At 56.6% G+C, this 16,758-nt stretch carries 14 protein-coding genes; 9 read left to right on the plus strand and 5 right to left on the minus strand.

The annotated features are described in order from the left end of the window. Positions 1-277: 277 nt before the first annotated feature. The 7 genes from deoC to rbsK all read left to right on the plus strand — a co-directional run bounded on the left by deoC (position 278) and on the right by rbsK (position 7,753). The gene (deoC, locus tag AUP42_RS01785; protein ID WP_062948299.1) at positions 278-949 is read left to right on the plus strand and encodes a deoxyribose-phosphate aldolase; all 672 of its coding nucleotides are present in this window, start codon (positions 278-280) and stop codon (positions 947-949) included. Between the two features lie 135 nt (positions 950-1,084). Continuing rightward, complete coding sequence (locus tag AUP42_RS01790; protein ID WP_062948301.1) at positions 1,085-2,131, plus strand: autoinducer 2 ABC transporter substrate-binding protein; 1,047 nt, start codon at positions 1,085-1,087, stop codon at positions 2,129-2,131. A gap of 86 nt (positions 2,132-2,217) precedes the next feature. Next, positions 2,218-3,720, plus strand: coding sequence for a sugar ABC transporter ATP-binding protein (locus tag AUP42_RS01795; RefSeq protein WP_062948303.1), 1,503 nt, complete (start codon positions 2,218-2,220; stop codon positions 3,718-3,720). Positions 3,721-3,731: 11 nt separating this feature from the next. Further along, complete coding sequence (locus AUP42_RS01800) at positions 3,732-4,709, plus strand: ABC transporter permease (RefSeq protein WP_062948305.1); 978 nt, start codon at positions 3,732-3,734, stop codon at positions 4,707-4,709. Between the two features lie 10 nt (positions 4,710-4,719). Beyond that, on the plus strand, positions 4,720-5,712 hold the full coding sequence (locus AUP42_RS01805; RefSeq protein ID WP_062948508.1) for an ABC transporter permease: 993 nt from the start codon (positions 4,720-4,722) through the stop codon (positions 5,710-5,712). Between the two features lie 13 nt (positions 5,713-5,725). Further along, entirely contained in the window at positions 5,726-6,811 is a 1,086-nt protein-coding gene (locus AUP42_RS01810; protein WP_062948307.1) for an aldose 1-epimerase family protein, read from the plus strand. 15 nt (positions 6,812-6,826) lie between these two features. Next, entirely contained in the window at positions 6,827-7,753 is a 927-nt protein-coding gene (rbsK, locus tag AUP42_RS01815; RefSeq protein WP_062948309.1) for a ribokinase, read from the plus strand. Between the two features lie 99 nt (positions 7,754-7,852). Here the strand turns inward: rbsK and AUP42_RS01820 are convergent, their stop codons facing one another. The 3 genes from AUP42_RS01820 to AUP42_RS01830 all read right to left on the minus strand — a co-directional run bounded on the left by AUP42_RS01820 (position 7,853) and on the right by AUP42_RS01830 (position 11,117). Beyond that, a complete protein-coding gene (locus tag AUP42_RS01820) occupies positions 7,853-8,125 on the minus strand; it encodes a hypothetical protein (RefSeq protein WP_062948311.1) in 273 nt (90 codons plus the stop codon). 17 nt (positions 8,126-8,142) lie between these two features. Next, positions 8,143-9,999, minus strand: coding sequence for a lytic transglycosylase domain-containing protein (locus tag AUP42_RS01825; RefSeq protein ID WP_062948313.1), 1,857 nt, complete (start codon positions 9,997-9,999; stop codon positions 8,143-8,145). 227 nt (positions 10,000-10,226) lie between these two features. Further along, positions 10,227-11,117 (minus strand): uracil-DNA glycosylase, encoded by an 891-nt coding sequence (locus AUP42_RS01830; RefSeq protein WP_062948315.1) that lies wholly within the window; start codon positions 11,115-11,117, stop codon positions 10,227-10,229. Between the two features lie 245 nt (positions 11,118-11,362). Here AUP42_RS01830 and AUP42_RS01835 point away from each other — a divergent pair, with 245 nt between their 5' ends. Further along, positions 11,363-13,000, plus strand: coding sequence for an electron transfer flavoprotein-ubiquinone oxidoreductase (locus tag AUP42_RS01835; RefSeq protein ID WP_062948316.1), 1,638 nt, complete (start codon positions 11,363-11,365; stop codon positions 12,998-13,000). A 79-nt stretch (positions 13,001-13,079) separates the two neighbouring features. On the opposite strand, the gene AUP42_RS01840 is transcribed toward AUP42_RS01835, so the two are convergent. Further along, positions 13,080-14,609 (minus strand): aldehyde dehydrogenase family protein, encoded by a 1,530-nt coding sequence (locus AUP42_RS01840; protein ID WP_062948318.1) that lies wholly within the window; start codon positions 14,607-14,609, stop codon positions 13,080-13,082. Continuing rightward, on the minus strand, positions 14,606-15,505 hold the full coding sequence (locus tag AUP42_RS01845) for an NAD(P)-dependent oxidoreductase (protein ID WP_231858122.1): 900 nt from the start codon (positions 15,503-15,505) through the stop codon (positions 14,606-14,608). Before AUP42_RS01845 ends, AUP42_RS01840 begins: the two co-directional genes overlap by 4 nt. Before the next feature lie 192 nt (positions 15,506-15,697). Here AUP42_RS01845 and AUP42_RS01850 point away from each other — a divergent pair, with 192 nt between their 5' ends. Beyond that, complete coding sequence (locus tag AUP42_RS01850) at positions 15,698-16,681, plus strand: LysR family transcriptional regulator (RefSeq protein ID WP_231858123.1); 984 nt, start codon at positions 15,698-15,700, stop codon at positions 16,679-16,681. Positions 16,682-16,758 lie beyond the last annotated feature (77 nt).

Below are 16,758 nucleotides of genomic sequence, written 5' to 3' on the forward strand. Positions count from 1 at the left end.
AGACTCCATTAATGGCCGAAAAGCTGGCTGTCGTCAGATATGATCTGACTGGCGCGACGCCACCACATTTAAAGAGACATTCACAGAAACACAATCCAACCAAAGATTTATCAAAGGCCGTCTGGCCAAGGCCTGGTCGGACAGAGAATTACGCAATCAAGTTCTGCAATGCATGATTTTGCCTTGACCGGATGTTAGCCGGATGACAGGATCATTTCAATAAATGTTATAAAATTAACAAAAGACGACTTTGAATCGTCGTCTAGGGAAACGTTAAATGTCGAATGATCAAACTCCGGTCGCTGCTGCCGACCTAGCCGCGTATATTGATCACACCCTTCTGGCTGCCGATGCTACCCCGGATCAGATTATTTCCCTGTGCGCCGATGCGCGCAAACACGCCTTCAAGGCTGTCTGCGTCAATCCGGTCTATATTCCGCTGGTCGTAAGCGAACTGGCCGGTTCGGATGTTCTGGCCTGCTCGGTCGTCTGTTTTCCGTTTGGCGCCGACCCGGTATCGGCCAAGGTGTCCGAAACCCGCTGGGTGGTTGAACAGGGTGCCCGCGAAGTCGATATGGTCATCGCCCTTGGCCTGCTCAAAGCTGGCGATACCGATGCGGTGCGCGCCGATATTGCTGCGGTCAAGGAAGCCTGTGGCGATGCGGTGCTCAAGGTGATTATCGAAACAGCATTGCTGACAGACGAACAGAAAATCATTGCCTGCGAACTGTCCAAACAGGCAGGTGCCGATTTCGTCAAAACCTCGACCGGTTTCGCCGGGGGTGGTGCCACCGCCGAAGACATCGCCCTGATGCGCAAAACCGTTGGCCCGGATATCGGGGTCAAGGCATCGGGCGGTGTACGCACCACAGAAGACGCTTTTAAAATGATTGCGGCCGGTGCATCGCGTATCGGTGCCAGTGCCAGCATCCGTATTATCGGTCAGTAAACGGTACCAGTGGCTTTATCCCCGCCACAGGTAAAATTGCCGTTTTCGGAACCAATCGCGTGAAAGTCGCGGCTTTCATGCCAATAAGACGCAGAAAACTGCCAGTCATAAAATGAGTACAAATTGGAGGTAACAATGAACAAGCTTCTTTCATCGCTTGTCGTCGCCGGTTCCCTGCTTGCAGGTGCGGCCCATGCTGACGAGGCGGTCAAAACGCCGGACATCATTTCGAAATTCACATCCGAAACCACCGGCAAGGAATATTCCATCGCCACCGTGGTCAAGGTTGACGGCATCGCATGGTTCGACCGTATGCGCGAGGGCGTTGAACAGTTCGGTGAAGATACCGGTCATGACACCTGGATGGTCGGCCCAAGTGCCGCTGACGCCGCCGCACAGGTTCAGCTGGTTGAAAACCTGATTGCGCAGGGCGTTGATGCGATCAATATCGTGCCCTTCTCGGTCGAAGCCGTTGAACCGGTTCTCAAAAAGGCCCGTGATCGCGGCATCATCGTGATCGCCCACGAAGCCTCGAACCTGAAAAATGCCGATTTCATTCTCGAAGCCTTTGATAACAAGGCTTATGGCGCAAACTTGATGGAAGTCCTCGGCAAATCCATGGGTGGCAAAGGCAAATATGCTGCCACCGTCGGCAGCCTGACATCCAAATCCCAGAATGAATGGATCGACGGTGCGGTCGAATACCAGAAAGAGCATTTCCCGGATATGGAACTGGTGACCGAGCGTCTGGAAACCTATGACGACGCCAACACCGACTACACCAAACTCAAAGAAACCCTGACCACCTACCCCGACCTTCAGGGCATCGTTGGCGGTCCGATGCCAACTTCGGCTGGTGCTGGTCGTCTGATCGCCGAACGAGGCCTTCAGGGTAAACTGCACTTCGCAGGAACCGGTCTGGTGTCGGTTGCCGGAGAATATCTTGAAAACGGCGATATCGAATACATCCAGTTCTGGGACCCGGCCGTTGCCGGTTACGCAATGAACATGCTGGCCGTTATGGCGCTCGATGGCAAAGCCGACCAGATCAAGGCTGGTCTGGATCTTGGCCTTCCGGGCTATACCGATCTCAGCACCCCGGAAGGCAGCAATGCCAATCTGGTTTATGGCCAGGGCTGGGTCGGCGTGACCAAGGAAAACATGGACAAGTATAACTTCTGATTTCATCAGTTGATGAAGGCGCCCAGTGTGGGCGCCTTCATTTTAATGAGAAATCAGGCCCTTTGCTTCACATTGACGGGCTTGTCATGTCAGAGAATTTTATTGAATTGCGGAACGTCCGGAAAGAATTTGCCGGCGTTGTTGCGCTTAAAGACCTTTCGCTGACGATCCGAAAAGGCGAAATCCACTGTCTTGCCGGTGAAAACGGTTCGGGCAAATCGACCCTGATCAAGATCATGTCCGGTGTATATCAGCCGAATACCGGCGAGATTTACATTGATGGCAACAAGGTTGAAAGCCTGTCTCCCATGGCGTCCATCGAACATGGGGTTCAGGTGATTTATCAGGACTTCTCCCTGTTCGGAAACCTGACAGTGGCCGAAAACCTTGCCATGAATGTACAGCTTCGCGAACAGCGCCATGTGCTGAACTGGCGCAAGGTCCGAGAAATTGCCAGGGAAGCGGTCAAACGTCTCGGGGTCGATCTTGACCTTGATACCGATGTCGAAAAACTGTCCACGGCGGGCAAACAGCTTGTCGCGATTGCCCGTGCGCTGATGTCAGATGCCCGTCTGATCATCATGGATGAACCGACAACCGCCCTGACCGGCAAGGAAATCGAAACGCTTTTTCGCATCGTCAAGGATATCCAGTCGCGCGGAATTGCCATTTTGTTTGTCAGTCACAAAATGCGCGAAATGCTGGAAATCAGCGAACATATCACCGTCATCCGCAACGGTCAGAAAGTGGCCGACGGTCCGACCGGCGATTTTGACGAAGCCCTGATCACCCGCCATATGACCGGCTCTGACATCATTTCCGAACCCTATATCTGGGATCAGCAGAAATATGGTGCGATGCCGCCGCGCATTGAAACCAGAAACCTGACCCACGGAAACGATCTGGACAATATCAACCTTGCCATCAAACCGGGCGAGATTGTCGGTGTTTCCGGTCTGCTCGGATCGGGACGTACTGAACTGGCCCTGTCACTGTTTGGCATGATGCCCGGTTATAGCGGCACCATCGCAGTCAATGGCGAGGAAATCGTCCTTGATACGCCGCAAAGTGCGATCAAGGCGGGCGTGGCCTATGTTCCCGAGGATCGCCTCAGCGAAGGTCTTTTCCTAACACAGGGAATTGATCGCAACATGCTGGCGACCAGTTACGAAAAACTGGCACCGGGCCTTCTGATTGATCAGAAAAAAGCCGAAGAATGGGTTGAAGCCATGATCCGCGACATGCAGATCGCAACCCCCACCGGCAAAAAACTGGTCAAGGAACTCTCTGGCGGAAACCAGCAACGCGTGGTGATTGCCCGCTGGCTTCTGACCAACGCCAAATTTCTGGTCCTGAACGGCCCGACCGTCGGGGTGGATGTCGGATCAAAGGCGGAAATTCACCGGATCATTCGCGAACTGGCCCAGAAAGAGGGGCTGGCGGTGTTGATGATTTCCGATGATGTGCCCGAACTGGTTCATAACTGTAACCGTATTGTCCTGATGCATCGCGGGGCCTTTGTCGAGGAAATGGCATCTGTCGATACCTCCGAAGACCAGATCAGCGACAAGCTCAAGAATTTAACGTAAGGAAAAACTCGATGGCCTGGTTTCATAAATCAGAGGTGGTCATCGCGGGCATTCTTGTGCTTGCCATGATCCTGATCGGGCTGGTCAACCCCGCCTTCTGGAGCCTGGACAACATGTTCAGTCTCCTGCGCAGCAACGTGATCATCGGCATCATGGCGCTTGGGGTTTTACTGGTGATGATTTCCGGCGGGATTGATGTTTCTTTCCCGGCATTCGCTGTTGCCGCGATGTATCTGACCATCAAGGGCATGCTGTACTTCAACTATGATGGCGTGGTTCTGCCATTCGTTGCCGCCGCAACGATGGGAGCGCTGTTTGGCTGCCTGAATGCGTTCTTTGTCTATAAATTCCGCATGATCCCGCTGATCGTGACCTTGGGCACCGGCAGCATGGTGCGCGGTTTCCTGCTGGGTGTTGTCGGCACCAGCATGATCAACATCAACAAAATGCCTGATGCCCTGATTGATTTCGGCAAATCCGAAATCATCAGCATGGTCAAACCCGATGGCACGACCTATGGCCTTACCGCCATGGTTCTTGTTTATGTCGGCCTGGCCATCGCCCTGCATTTTGTCCTGCGTTACACCATGATCGGTCGCGGTGTTTATGCCATGGGCGGCGACCCCGAAGCCGCCAGCCGCGTTGGTTTCAACATCCGCAAGATCACCTTCTTCATCTATTGCGTCGCAGGGGCTCTGGCCGGTTTTGCCGGTCTCCTGCACAGCGGCATGATCTGGCTTGCCAATCCACGTGATTTCGTTGGACTTGAACTGGACGTGATCGCGGCTGTGGTTCTGGGCGGTGCCTCCATCTTTGGGGGGCGCGGTTCGGTTCTTGGCACCATGCTGGGCGTGTTCATGCTGGTTATGGTCAAAAACAGCCTGATCATCATGAAAATCGACACCACATGGCAGCGCGTTGTTGTCGGTGTCATCATTGTAATTGCCACCGCCATCACGGCATGGCGTGACCGCCGTGCAAATGCGTGAGGGGGCCGATATGAAACGTGAACTCGATTTCCGCAACCTTCTGAACAAAGAAAACAATATCGTTCAGCTGATCGCGATGACGATCCTGATCTTTGTTGTCATGACCGCCCTTAGCCCGGATAAATTCCTGCGCTATTACAACTTTGAATCCATCACCTATACCTTCCCGGAACTGGGTCTGCTGTCGATTGCAATGATGATCGCCATGCTGACCGGCGGAATTGACCTTTCGGTGATCGGCATTGCCAACCTGTCGGGTATCTTTGCCGGGGTGATGTTCAAAAAATTCGCCACCGATGCCGGCGTTGCCGATACCGGTTTTGGCATCGTTCTGCTGGGTGGCGTTGTCGCCCTTGGTACCGGGCTTGTCGCCGGTGCCCTGAATGGCCTTTTGATTACCCGGCTTAAAATCACGCCCATTCTGGCGACCCTTGGCACCGGGCAGGTCTTTACCGGACTTGCCATCGTCATGACCGGTGGCCCGGCAATTGTCGGCTTCCCCGAAGCATGGGCCTTTATCGGCAACGGTAAGATCTTTGGTCTGGCAACGCCGTTTGTGCTGTTTATCGTTTTGGCCTGCCTGATTGCCTTCATATTGCGCCGAACGACCTTTGGCATCAATCTGATGATGATCGGCACCAACCCGAAGGCCGCCCTTTTTGCCGGTTTGAAACGCGAAAAGATGGTGCTTCTCAGCTACATGCTGACCGGGGTTATGGCCTCTATCGCCGGGATCATTCTGTCAGGGCGAACCAATGCGGCAAAATCCGATTACGGCACATCCTATCTGCTCCAGGCGGTTCTGATTGCGGTTCTGGGCGGCACCAACCCGGCCGGAGGCCGTGGCACGGTACTGGGTGTGTCAATCGCGGTTGCCGCCCTGATGCTGCTTTCAAGTGGCTTCCAGATCCTGCGCTTCTCGAACCATCTGATCGACTTCATCTGGGGCGTTTTCCTTCTGCTGGTGATTGCACTCAACGCCTATAAAAACCGTTCGCGTTAAACGAGGTGGCTCCATGACTGCGTCAACCAAGGTTAACCTGCGCAAAACCTTCTTCGGTGAAGCCGAACATGTCATCGCATCGCATGGTGGCATGTCGGCCAGCCTGTTTCGCTATGAAACCGGCATCGAAGCAATCCGGCTGAAAAACGAACGCGGCTATCTGGTCATTCTGCCCTTCATGGGGCAGATGATCTGGGATGCGGTGTTTGATGGTGTGGATCTGACCATGGAAAACATGTTCAGCATGCCGCGCCCGGCCAACATCATTGTCGAAACCTATGGCTGTTTTGCGTTCCATTCCGGGCTGCTGACCAATGGCTGCCCCGGCCCGACGGATACCCATCCGCTGCATGGTGAAATGCCCTGTGCCGAAATGGACAGTGCCGCCATTGAATTTGGCCATGATGACGAGGGTGCCTTTATGGCAATCAGTGGCACCCGCGAATATGTCATGGGTTTCGGGGCGCATTACATAGCGCGTCCCCGTGTGGTTCTGCGCCCGGATGCGACGCTTTTTGATATTCAGATGAATGTCGAAAACCTGTCGGGTGCGGCAATGGACCTGATGTATATGTGCCACGTCAATTTCGCGTTCCATGACAGCGCACAGATCATCCAGCCCGCCGGTTTCACTCCGACCGACACCATCGTTCGCACCGAAGTCCCGGCCCATGTGCCGCGCAACCCGGATTACGATGCGTTTCTTGAAACGCTGGCGCAAAATCCGGCGGCGATGGAAACCCTCGACGAACCGCATCGCTATGACCCCGAACAGGTGTTTTACATCCGCAACGCCAAAACCGATGCGCATGGCAACACCGCCTATCTGATGCGCCGCGTCGAGGGCGATGGCTTCCACATTGCTTACAACACCAATGACTTTCCGAAAACGGTTCGCTGGATACTGGCCAATCAGGATCAGAAGGTCGCGGCCTTTGCCCTGCCATCCACCTGCGAACCCGAAGGCTTCAATGCCGAAACGGCCAAGGGAAATGTCATTTCCCTGCCTTCTGGCGAAAGACGGAATTTCTCGGTACGGCTGGGCTATATGACACCGGCCGAAACGGATGCGGCCCAACAGGCGATCCGTTCGCTGTAAATCAGGAGAATGAATATGGCAGGCAAAATTGCCATTGTCGGAAGCAACATGGTCGATCTGATCACCTATACCGATCGCATGCCATTGCCCGGCGAAACCATCGAAGCACCGCGTTTCGAAATGGGATGTGGCGGCAAGGGTGCCAATCAGGCCATCGCGGCGGCACGTCTTGGCGCCGATGTCATGATGGTCACCAAGGTTGGCGATGATATCTTTGCTGATAACACCATCCGTAATTTCGAAACATCAGGCATTGATACCCGCTTTGTCGAACGGGTCCCCGGCACCTCAAGCGGCGTCGCCCCGATCTTTGTCGAACCGTCAGGCGAAAACAGCATCCTGATCGTCAAAGGCGCCAACGCGCAACTGTCCCCGGCCGATGTGGACCGCGCTGCCGATGCGCTCAGGGAATGCGACCTGATTTTGATGCAGCTCGAAATTCCGCTGGAAACGGTGTATCACACCGTCGCCTTTGGTGCCGAACATGGCATTGAAACACTGGTTAATCCGGCCCCGGCCCCGGCTGACCTCGACAGCACCAAAATCGAAAAGGCCACCTTCCTCGTCCCGAACCAGACGGAACTTGCGACGATTTCGGGTATGGCCGTGAATTCACTGGCCGATGCCGAAGCCGCCGCAAGAAGCCTGATCGCACGTGGTGTCAAAACCGTAATTGTGACACTGGGCGGCGATGGCGCGCTTCTGATCAATGGCAATGACGACGCAGTCCATATTGATCCGGTATCGGTCAAACCGGTTGATACGACCGGCGCTGGCGATGCCTTCATCGGCAGCTTCGCGCGCTACTATGTCGAAAACCGTGACGTAAAAGCCGCCCTCGATATGGCCGTGCGTTATGCTGCTGACAGCATCACCCGTCCCGGCACGCAGAAATCATACGCAACCGTGCAGGATTTCGAAAAGTTCTGCCAATCGCTGTAATCAGGTCTGATCTTCGGACAACAAAAAACGGGCGCACTCATCTGCGCCCGTTTTTTATGTGGTCTGACGACGCGGCACAGACAGTACCGGCACAGCACACTAAGCACCAATCAGATACAGCACACCCAGCAAAGCCGCGACAATCAGAATGAAAGTTCCCGCGACCACCGCAAATCGCATCACCGGATGCAGTTTGGCAAGTTCCGTGGTCTCGTCGCTCTGTGATTTATGGCCGCCTGCTTCGCGGTCCTTGTGGAACCGGCGAAGCGCCTCATCCCCACTCATCGGTGGCATCTGCATCCGGTCAAGGACCGTACCCTGATCCCGACGACCAGATGCCGGTTCATCATTGCGATGGTTGTTTGCGGTCATCAATCCCGGCTTAGCGTTCAGCGTTCGGCGGTCAGGCCACTATCACCCGTACCGCCAAGGTCCTGTGACTGGTAAACCGGCCACTGTCCCGCGGCAAGACGATCGAGCGACGGACTATCCTGTCCCAGACGCGACCGATACATCCAAAGGTTCGCCATCACACGCTCGATAAACAGGCGCGTTTCGCGCGACGGAATGCTTTCGATGAAATACAACGGATCTTCGTTATCCTTAAGCGCCTTCTGCCAGCGCCCCAGATTGCCGATCCCGCCATTATAGGCCGCCATCAACTGCAGGAAGCCGTTATCAACCCCGTCCTGCCCCAGCAGGTGATCGACATATTTCTGGCCCAGCGACAGGTTGATTTCCGGCTCATACAGTTCCGCACGCTTTTCACCGCGATAACGGGTATTGCCGATATAGCTGGCGGTTGCAGGCATCAACTGCATCAAACCGCGTGCACCGGCATGGCTTCGTGCCTCGGCATTGAAACCGGATTCCTGACGCATCAGCGCATAAATCAGTGCCCGGTCAACTTCATACCCGCCTTCCGGTGCCCATGGCGGAACCGGATAAAGCGCATTGACGATCACCTCGCCGGTCTTCTGGGCGATATATCCGCCAAGCCGCATGGTCAGCGACGCAAAATTGGCATTGTCCGCAAGGGAAAGCACCGCCCGGCGCAGCTTGTCGTCATCACTTGCCGCGGCCTTGCGCAATTCACGTTCCGCCTCGTCACGATTGCCAATCTGGATCAGGGCAAGTGCACGGCGACCATGCGGATCAAGTTTCAGCTTGTTGGCGCGATTTTCATCCAGCGCCAGACTGTCCCAGTCAAAAACGTCATCCCGGCCAAGTGACCGCAATGCCAGAAGCCCATAGAACGACCGCGGATATTCCGCCGCCATCTGCAACAGCTTGTCGGCTTCGACAAAACGCCCCGCCGCCAGATCAATACGCGCGGCCCAGAACGCCCCGGCCGAACGGGTCCAGCTTGACGCGTATTTGTTTTCGGTCAGTGCGATGAAATGGCTGTGCGCCTGATCCATCTTGCCAAGGCGCCACGCGGTAAGGCCCGCCGTCCAATGCGCCTGCGGCAGGTATTTTCCCGACCGCTTTGCGGCTTCGGCAGCATGACGCAATGCCAGATCCGGCTTGCCGAAATAATAATATCCCGACGCGATCGATGTCCGCGATTCGTCAAGTTCATAGGCATCAAACAGGCGTTTGGTTTCCTGCGCCTCAAGAACCTGCAACGCCCCGGTCGGCCAGCCGTCACCGATCCGCTGGCGAATGCGGCGTTTCAGAACCGAAACGCGCGAACGCTGCGCCGATGAAAGGCTTTTGGTCGATTTATGGTGATAGGGACGGATGTCTTCGTAATCATATCCGGCACCGTTGACATAACCACCAACCGGCTTTTTCGGATAGCTGGCACTGCCACGGCGCTGCAACGCCAGTTTGTAAATGCGCGGTGCCTGCGGATGGTCCGCATAAAGCGCCAGCCAGTCCTTCAATTCCTTGTAACGCGACCGATATGCCGTCGGATGCAGATAACGCTGCGCCAGGACATGGCCCATCAGCAGATCATCGGACAAACGCGAAATCAGGTTATCCGCATCTTTCCAGCGGCCCTGTTCCTGAACGGCAAAAATCTGTTCGTAAAGTTCTGCGTCGCGCTTGGACAGCGCAAGGGGAACCGATACCGAAGCATCGTCACCAGTCTCCGGCGCGCTTAAGGCAGCCTGTTCCTTGGTAGCCTGGGCATGCGTTACGGGCACTGCCAGCGCGATGGCACCAAGTGCTGTGAAGAAAACGGTACGCCGTAATGCCAATGCGGCACGCGGCAGGCCTGTTTTTATTGCTTCGATCAAAACCAGTCTTTCCCCTGCGAGACTCCGGCAAAGCCGTGTTTGTATCCCGAAGCAGTTTCTCGTCGCAACCTGTAGAGTGCGGTGTCCCCCCGCTTGAAGCCGCCATATATACCAGCAAAAGCCTGCCTCGCGAAATGATTTCTCCGAAATCAACCACTTGGCGGGGATGTTCGCACGCTGCCTGCCCGCTGCATATCGGCCATGCATCGTGGGTTTCGTAAGGTAATTTACGACAATTTCTGTGCCACGGCGCGCAAATCACGCCACGCCAGCCGCTTCTGTTCGGGTGTCCGAAGCAGATAGGCCGGATGGAACATGGCCGTCACATCGGCGACACTGGACGCCCCCAGTGTCATTTCCTTCCACGTACCGCGCAACCGGGTAATGCCGCGATCCTCTTCCATCAGGGTCTTGGCCGAACTGCCGCCAAGGCAGACAACAACCTTTGGCCCGATCAGTTCAAGATGACGGCGGACAAACGGTTCGCACACCGCGATCTCGGCGATGGTCGGCTGGCGGTTTCCCGGCGGACGCCACGGCAGGATATTGGTGATATAGACTTCCTCACGCGCAAAGCCGATGGACCGCAACATCGCATCAAGCAACTTGCCGCTCGGCCCGACAAAGGGTTCGCCCTGCCGGTCCTCTTCCGCACCCGGTGCTTCGCCGACCAGCACCAGACGTGCTTCGGGATTGCCCACGCCAAACACAGTATTGCTCGCCGATTTCTTAAGCGCGCAGCCTTCGAACTTTTCGACCGCTTCCTTAAGATCGGCCAGACTGGTTGCCGCCGCGGCAAGATCACGGGCCGATTGCCGGGCTTCGTGGGGCGTATCGGATAACAGGAAACCGGCACCGGGTGCCATGGGTGGCGGCGGTGTCATCGCACCTGCGCCACCGGCGGGCCGGGGCATCGCCGGGCGGGCGGCCCCGCCACCATTGGGCGGCAATGCTGCACGGCCCGGAAGGCCTGCCTGACGGCTGAGGCTTTCGGACGCCTTGAAACGGTCCAGCGGCTCATCGGCAATTGCTTCGTCCGCGCCCATTTCAAACTGCCAGATCAATGCCTGCAGCGGGTCGAGGTTATTTACATCAAAATCTGTAATTGGTTTGCTCATCTACACAGGAACGGTGTATGTTGCGGCGCACTCGTTGGAATGGCGCATGGATTTAAATCGACTTTAACGATTTTGGATCACTTGCACCATATACAAACGCGGCTTAAATCGGTACACCTATACCGATTAACCAATGAATGTGAGAAATCAGGGCTTGGGCGAGACTCTGATCGGTGAATACCGGCTTGTGACCCATACGGACGGAAACAGTCCGAAACGGTCGGCAGCCAAAGGAGAGAGGCCATATGGAACGCGAATCCATGGAATTTGACGTGGTTGTCGTCGGTGCCGGTGTATCCGGTCTGTCGGCTGCCATTCGACTGATGCAACTCGCCCAGGAACATGAAAAAGAAATCACCGTCTGTGTGGTGGAAAAAGGTTCCGAGGTCGGCGCGCATACGCTTTCGGGTGCGGTGATGGAACCGCGTTCGATGAACGAACTTTTCCCCGACTGGAAAGAACGCGGCGCACCGCTGAATGTCCCCGCTGGCAAGGACGAATTCCTGATGCTGAGCGAAACCGGCGGCATCAAGCTCCCCACCCCGCCGCAGATGCATAACAAGGGCAACTATATCGTCAGCCTCGGCAATGTCTGCCGCTGGCTTGGCGAACAGGCCGAAGCCATGGGGATCGAAGTTTATCCCGGCTTTGCTGCCGCCGAAGTCCTGTTTAACGAAGACGGTTCGGTCAAGGGGATCGCGACCGGCGATATGGGCATCACGCGCGATGGCACGCCCGGCCCGAACCACGAACCGGGCATGGAACTGCATGCAAAATACACCTTCTTTGCCGAAGGTTGCCGTGGCTCGCTGTCCGAACAGCTGATCAAAAAGTTTGATCTGCGCAAAAATTCCGATCCGCAAACCTATGGCATCGGGATCAAGGAACTCTGGGAAGTCGACCCCGAAGTTCACGAAGAAGGCAAAATCACCCATACCACCGGCTGGCCGCTTGATAAAAACACCTATGGCGGGTCGTTCCTGTATCACCTTGACAACAATCAGGTGGTGGTCGGCTTCGTGATCGGGCTTGATTACGAAAACCCGCATCTGAGCCCGTTTGACGAATTCCAGCGTTTCAAAACCCATCCGAAAGTCCGCAAGATTTTCGAAAAGGGCCGCCGCATTTCCTATGGCGCGCGCGCGCTGAACGAAGGCGGGTTCCAATCGATCCCCGATCTGGTCTTCCCCGGTGGCTGCCTGATCGGCTGTTCGGCCGGTTTCATGAATGTGCCGAAGATCAAGGGTTCGCACACCGCGATGAAGACCGGCATGCTCGCCGCCGAAGCCGCGTTCGAGGCGCTAACTGCCGAAACACCACCCGCTTCGATGGAAAGCTACCCGGAAAAGCTTAAAAACAGCTGGGTCTATCCCGAACTGCACAAGGTCCGCAACATCCGCCCAAGCTTCGCCAAATGGGGCTTCTGGGGCGGCATGGCCTATAGTGCGGTCGATACTTATCTGTTGGGCGGCAAGGCCCCCTGGACCTTCAAGAACCATGCGGACCACGCCTGCCTAAAACCGGCGGCCGACATGCCGAAAATCGACTATCCGAAACCGGATGGCAAAATCAGCTTCGACAAGCTGTCATCGGTGTTCCTGTCAAACACCAACCACGAAGAAGACCAGCCGATCCATCTGACGCTCAAGGATGCCAGCGTGCCGGTGGACGTCAACCTTGCGGTCTATGACGGGCCCGAAGCCCGCTTCTGCCCGGCTGGTGTTTACGAATTTGTCGAGGACGAGGATAAAGGCGGCAAACGTCTGCAAATCAATGCGCAGAACTGCGTGCATTGCAAGACCTGCGACATCAAGGACCCGACCCAGAACATCGTCTGGGTGGTGCCCGAAGGCGGCGGCGGCCCGAACTATCCCAATATGTAATGCTTTAAAAAAGGGAATGCTTTAAAAAAGGGCCGCGTCGTGCGGCCCTTTTTCGTGATCCTGATGATCGATATGCGCCCTATTCCGGCGCATAGCCAAATGCGGCGGGCGGATTGGCCGCCGTTTCGGTCCAGACACTTTTGGGCTGCATATATTCCATCAACCCTTCCTTGCCGCTGGATCGGCCATAGCCACTGGCCCCAAATCCACCAAAGGGCGACATGACATTGATCGTCTTGTAACTGTTGATCCAGAACGTCCCGGCACGGACATTCGCCGCCACCCGGTGCGCCCGGTCCACCGATTGCGTCCACACCGCCCCGGCCAGACCAAACTTGCTGTCATTGGCAATCGTAACCGCCTCGGCTTCATCCTCGAACGGGATGACGGAAACAACCGGGCCAAAGATTTCCTCGCGCGCAATCGCCATATCATTGCGCACATTGCCCAACACCGTCGGACGCAGGAAATAACCCTCGTCATACCCTTCCGGGCGAACGCCGCCGGCCAGCAGTTCCGCGCCTTCTTTCTGACCCGCCGCCACCAATCGACGCACCGTCTGATATTGCGCGTCATTGTTGATCGGGCCGATCTGGGTTGCGCTATCCATCGGATCCCCGACCGGAATGCGATTGGCCCCATCGACCAGCATATCAAGGAACCGGTCAACCACATTTCGCTGCACCAGAAGACGCGATCCCGCGACACAGCTTTGCCCCGCGCCGCTAAAGATCGCGGCCTGCGCACCAAGCACCGCACGTTTAAGGTCGGCATCGCCAAACACGATATTGGCCGATTTCCCGCCAAGCTCCAGCACGCAGGGCACGATATTCTGTGCGGCCTGACTTGCGATAATCGCCCCTGTGCGCGGCGACCCAACGAAAACAACCTTGCGCGTCACGTCATGGGTGGTCGCCGCCACCCCGGTCGTGGTGCCAAGCCCGGTCAGAACCGTAATCACCCCATCGGGCAATCCGGCCTTCTTGGACAAAACACCAAGCGCCAGCGAGGTCAAAGGCGTCATTTCGGACGGTTTCAGAACCGCGGCATTCCCGGTGCAAAGGGCCGGGGCCAACTGCCAGCCGGCAGTAAAGATCGGCGCATTCCACGGCGTAATCTGTGTCACCACGCCATAAGGTTCGGGACGGGTATAGTTCAGATGGCTGGTCGGGACCGGGATCACATCACCATGCAGCTTGTCGGCCCAACCGGCGTAATATTCAAACATCTCCGCGACTTTAAGGACTTCAACCTTGGTATCGCGGATCGGCTTGCCCGCCGCCACGGTTTCCAGCAACGCAAGCGCATCAAGGTGATCACGCACCTGTTGCCCGATCCGCCACATGATCCGGCCACGTTCCGCCGCCGTCATGCCCCACCAGACTTTCTGTCCGGCACTGGCCGCCTTCATTGCCGCATCGACAACCTCCGCCCCGGCATCCTTCAGCGTCAAAAACGCCTTGCCGGTCGCCGGATCGATCAGTTCGAACATATCACCGCGTCCGGGCATCATCGCCCCATTGACCCAGCTTCCGATCTCATCGCTGCCAAAAAACGGCGCCATGGCCTTGTGATAGTCACGCGCCATCATTTTGGAATCACTGCTCATGATTTGGCTCCTTTTTCGGCAGGATCACATTCGGTGATACGGTTGAAATCAGCGTCATCGGCAAGAACTTCGGCACTCGCCGCCCAAATCTGTCCGGCCAATCCCGAAACTGGCAGGGAAACGTCCTTGTCCTTGGCCAACGCCATCGCAAGGCGCACGTCCTTTCGCATCAGTCCCATGGTAAAGCCGCTGTCAAAGGCACCGTTCATCACCCATTTCGGATAATTGACCTCGCTGATCGCACTCCGCCCTGATCCGGCATTCAATGCCGCAATCAGGTTTTCCGTCGTCACGCCTGCCGCATTGCCAAGACGCACCGCCTCGCTCATGGTCAGAAGGTGGCTTGCCACCAGCATGTTATTAACGATCTTGACCGCATGGCCGGCACCGACCGGCCCGACATGGGTAATCTTCCCGCCCAGTGAATTCAGGACCGGCATCGCACGCGCCACATCGGCATCCCCGCCGCCAACCATCATGGTCAGATTGCCGCTATTGGCACCGGCCGGTCCGCCGCTGACCGGCGCATCAATCAGGATATGCCCCTGTGTCCGCAGCACCGCGTCAAGCTCGCGGGTTACATCGGGTTCCGATGTCGTGGTGTCGATCACAAGCCTTGGGTCCATATCGCGTGCACCAAGGCCATCCTCACCGGTCAGAACCGTGCGCACATGGTTCGCCGTCGGCAGCGACAGGACAATCGTCGGGCACGCTTCAAACAGTTCAGGCAGGCGGGCAACGATGGTCGCCCCGGCGGCGGCGGCTTCGGCCTGACGTTCCGGCGAAAGGTCAAACCCGACCACCGAAAAGCCATCCCGCAACAGGGTACGGACCATGCCCAGCCCCATATTGCCAAGACCAACGACACCAATGGTGCCGGTTTCTGGATTACTCACGATAAATGCCTCTTTGCTTTCAGACAGCCGGGCTCAGCCGGTGAAGACACGCGCCTTCCCGTCACGGCACCAATGCGGTCCGATGTGATTTTTTGATTTTGCCCCCCGACTTTCCGGTGGATATCGGGTGAACTCAAGATCAATTGCCGGAACATGTTGTTGCCGAAACAGCAACACATGTGGTCTGATTAGGTGATCAGCTTCACAAGCACCAAATATCCGCCACCCCAATCAGGCACCACCACCATGAAGATCGACGACAAGCCGCTGCGTTATTTCCTTGCCGTGTTCGAGGCCGGCTCCATCCGCACCGCGGCCGAAAACCTGCGCATTGCCCCATCCGCCATCAGCCGCCAGATCGCATCCCTCGAAGCCCATCTTGAAACGCTTCTGATGGAACGCACCAAACGCGGCATCATCTTTACGGAATCGGGCCATATGGTTGCCGCCCATGCCAGACGCCGCTTTGAAATGGACGAGGCCTTTTCGGTCGATCTGGCCGCTGCACGCGGTGCCATTGCCGGAACGGTGCGCATCGCGACCGGCGAGGGCTTTGTGGTTGATCTGGTCAATCACGTTGTCCGCCCGCTTCGCGATGAATTCCCCGATATCCGCCTTGAAATCGATGTCGCGGGTACTGAAAAAATCACCCACGGCATCCTGCGTGATGATTACGATATGGGGCTTGTCTTCAACCCGCCGCGCAATCCCGATCTGGAACTGCTGGCCGAGGATCACGCACCGCTATGCGCCCTTGTCCCGCCGGGATTTGATCTGGCGAAAAAGGAAACCTGCACGCTTTCCGATACGCTGAATTACCCGGCTGCCTTGCTGAACCCGCATTTTGGCGTTGCCAAGCTTCTGGCCAATGTCGATCACGGCAACCGGGTGGCGCGTGATGCGTTCCTGACCGCCGATTCGATCAATGTTGCCGTCCATTTCGTGCTATCGGGGGGCGGCATCACCTTTCTTCCGGCCTTTGCCGTATCGCGACAATTACGCAGGGGCGAGGTCGTGGCGATCCCCCTGACCGACCCTTTTCTGGCCCGCGTTCCATCGCATCTTCTGGTCCGCAAGGGACGGCCGAAAACCGCCGCCGTGCGGGCGGTTACCGGCATGATCCGCGACCGGATGGAGGCCTTCGGCTCCGCCTGGTATCCCGAAGAACACGCATAGCATCAAGGCACCTGTTGCCGTTCCGGCAACAGAAGCATCCCAAAATGGCACTTGCTCCACCCCGGTCGAGTTTTCAT

The organism is Thalassospira lucentensis, from assembly GCF_001613805.1.
GTDB classification, from domain to species: Bacteria; Pseudomonadota; Alphaproteobacteria; order Rhodospirillales; family Thalassospiraceae; genus Thalassospira; species Thalassospira lucentensis_A.

Bases quoted from the DNA above. Each gene is read 5' to 3' on its own strand.
- AUP42_RS01795 (WP_062948303.1), top strand. From the start codon at position 2,218: ATGTCAGAGAATTTTATTGAATTGCGGAACGTCCGGAAAGAATTTGCC.
- AUP42_RS01810 (WP_062948307.1), top strand. From the start codon at position 5,726: ATGACTGCGTCAACCAAGGTTAACCTGCGCAAAACCTTCTTCGGTGAA.
- deoC (WP_062948299.1), top strand. From the start codon at position 278: ATGTCGAATGATCAAACTCCGGTCGCTGCTGCCGACCTAGCCGCGTAT.
- AUP42_RS01830 (WP_062948315.1), bottom strand. From the start codon at position 11,117: ATGAGCAAACCAATTACAGATTTTGATGTAAATAACCTCGACCCGCTG.
- AUP42_RS01820 (WP_062948311.1), bottom strand. From the start codon at position 8,125: ATGACCGCAAACAACCATCGCAATGATGAACCGGCATCTGGTCGTCGG.
- AUP42_RS01805 (WP_062948508.1), top strand. From the start codon at position 4,720: ATGAAACGTGAACTCGATTTCCGCAACCTTCTGAACAAAGAAAACAAT.
- AUP42_RS01800 (WP_062948305.1), top strand. From the start codon at position 3,732: ATGGCCTGGTTTCATAAATCAGAGGTGGTCATCGCGGGCATTCTTGTG.
- AUP42_RS01790 (WP_062948301.1), top strand. From the start codon at position 1,085: ATGAACAAGCTTCTTTCATCGCTTGTCGTCGCCGGTTCCCTGCTTGCA.
- AUP42_RS01840 (WP_062948318.1), bottom strand. From the start codon at position 14,609: ATGAGCAGTGATTCCAAAATGATGGCGCGTGACTATCACAAGGCCATG.
- AUP42_RS01835 (WP_062948316.1), top strand. From the start codon at position 11,363: ATGGAACGCGAATCCATGGAATTTGACGTGGTTGTCGTCGGTGCCGGT.
- rbsK (WP_062948309.1), top strand. From the start codon at position 6,827: ATGGCAGGCAAAATTGCCATTGTCGGAAGCAACATGGTCGATCTGATC.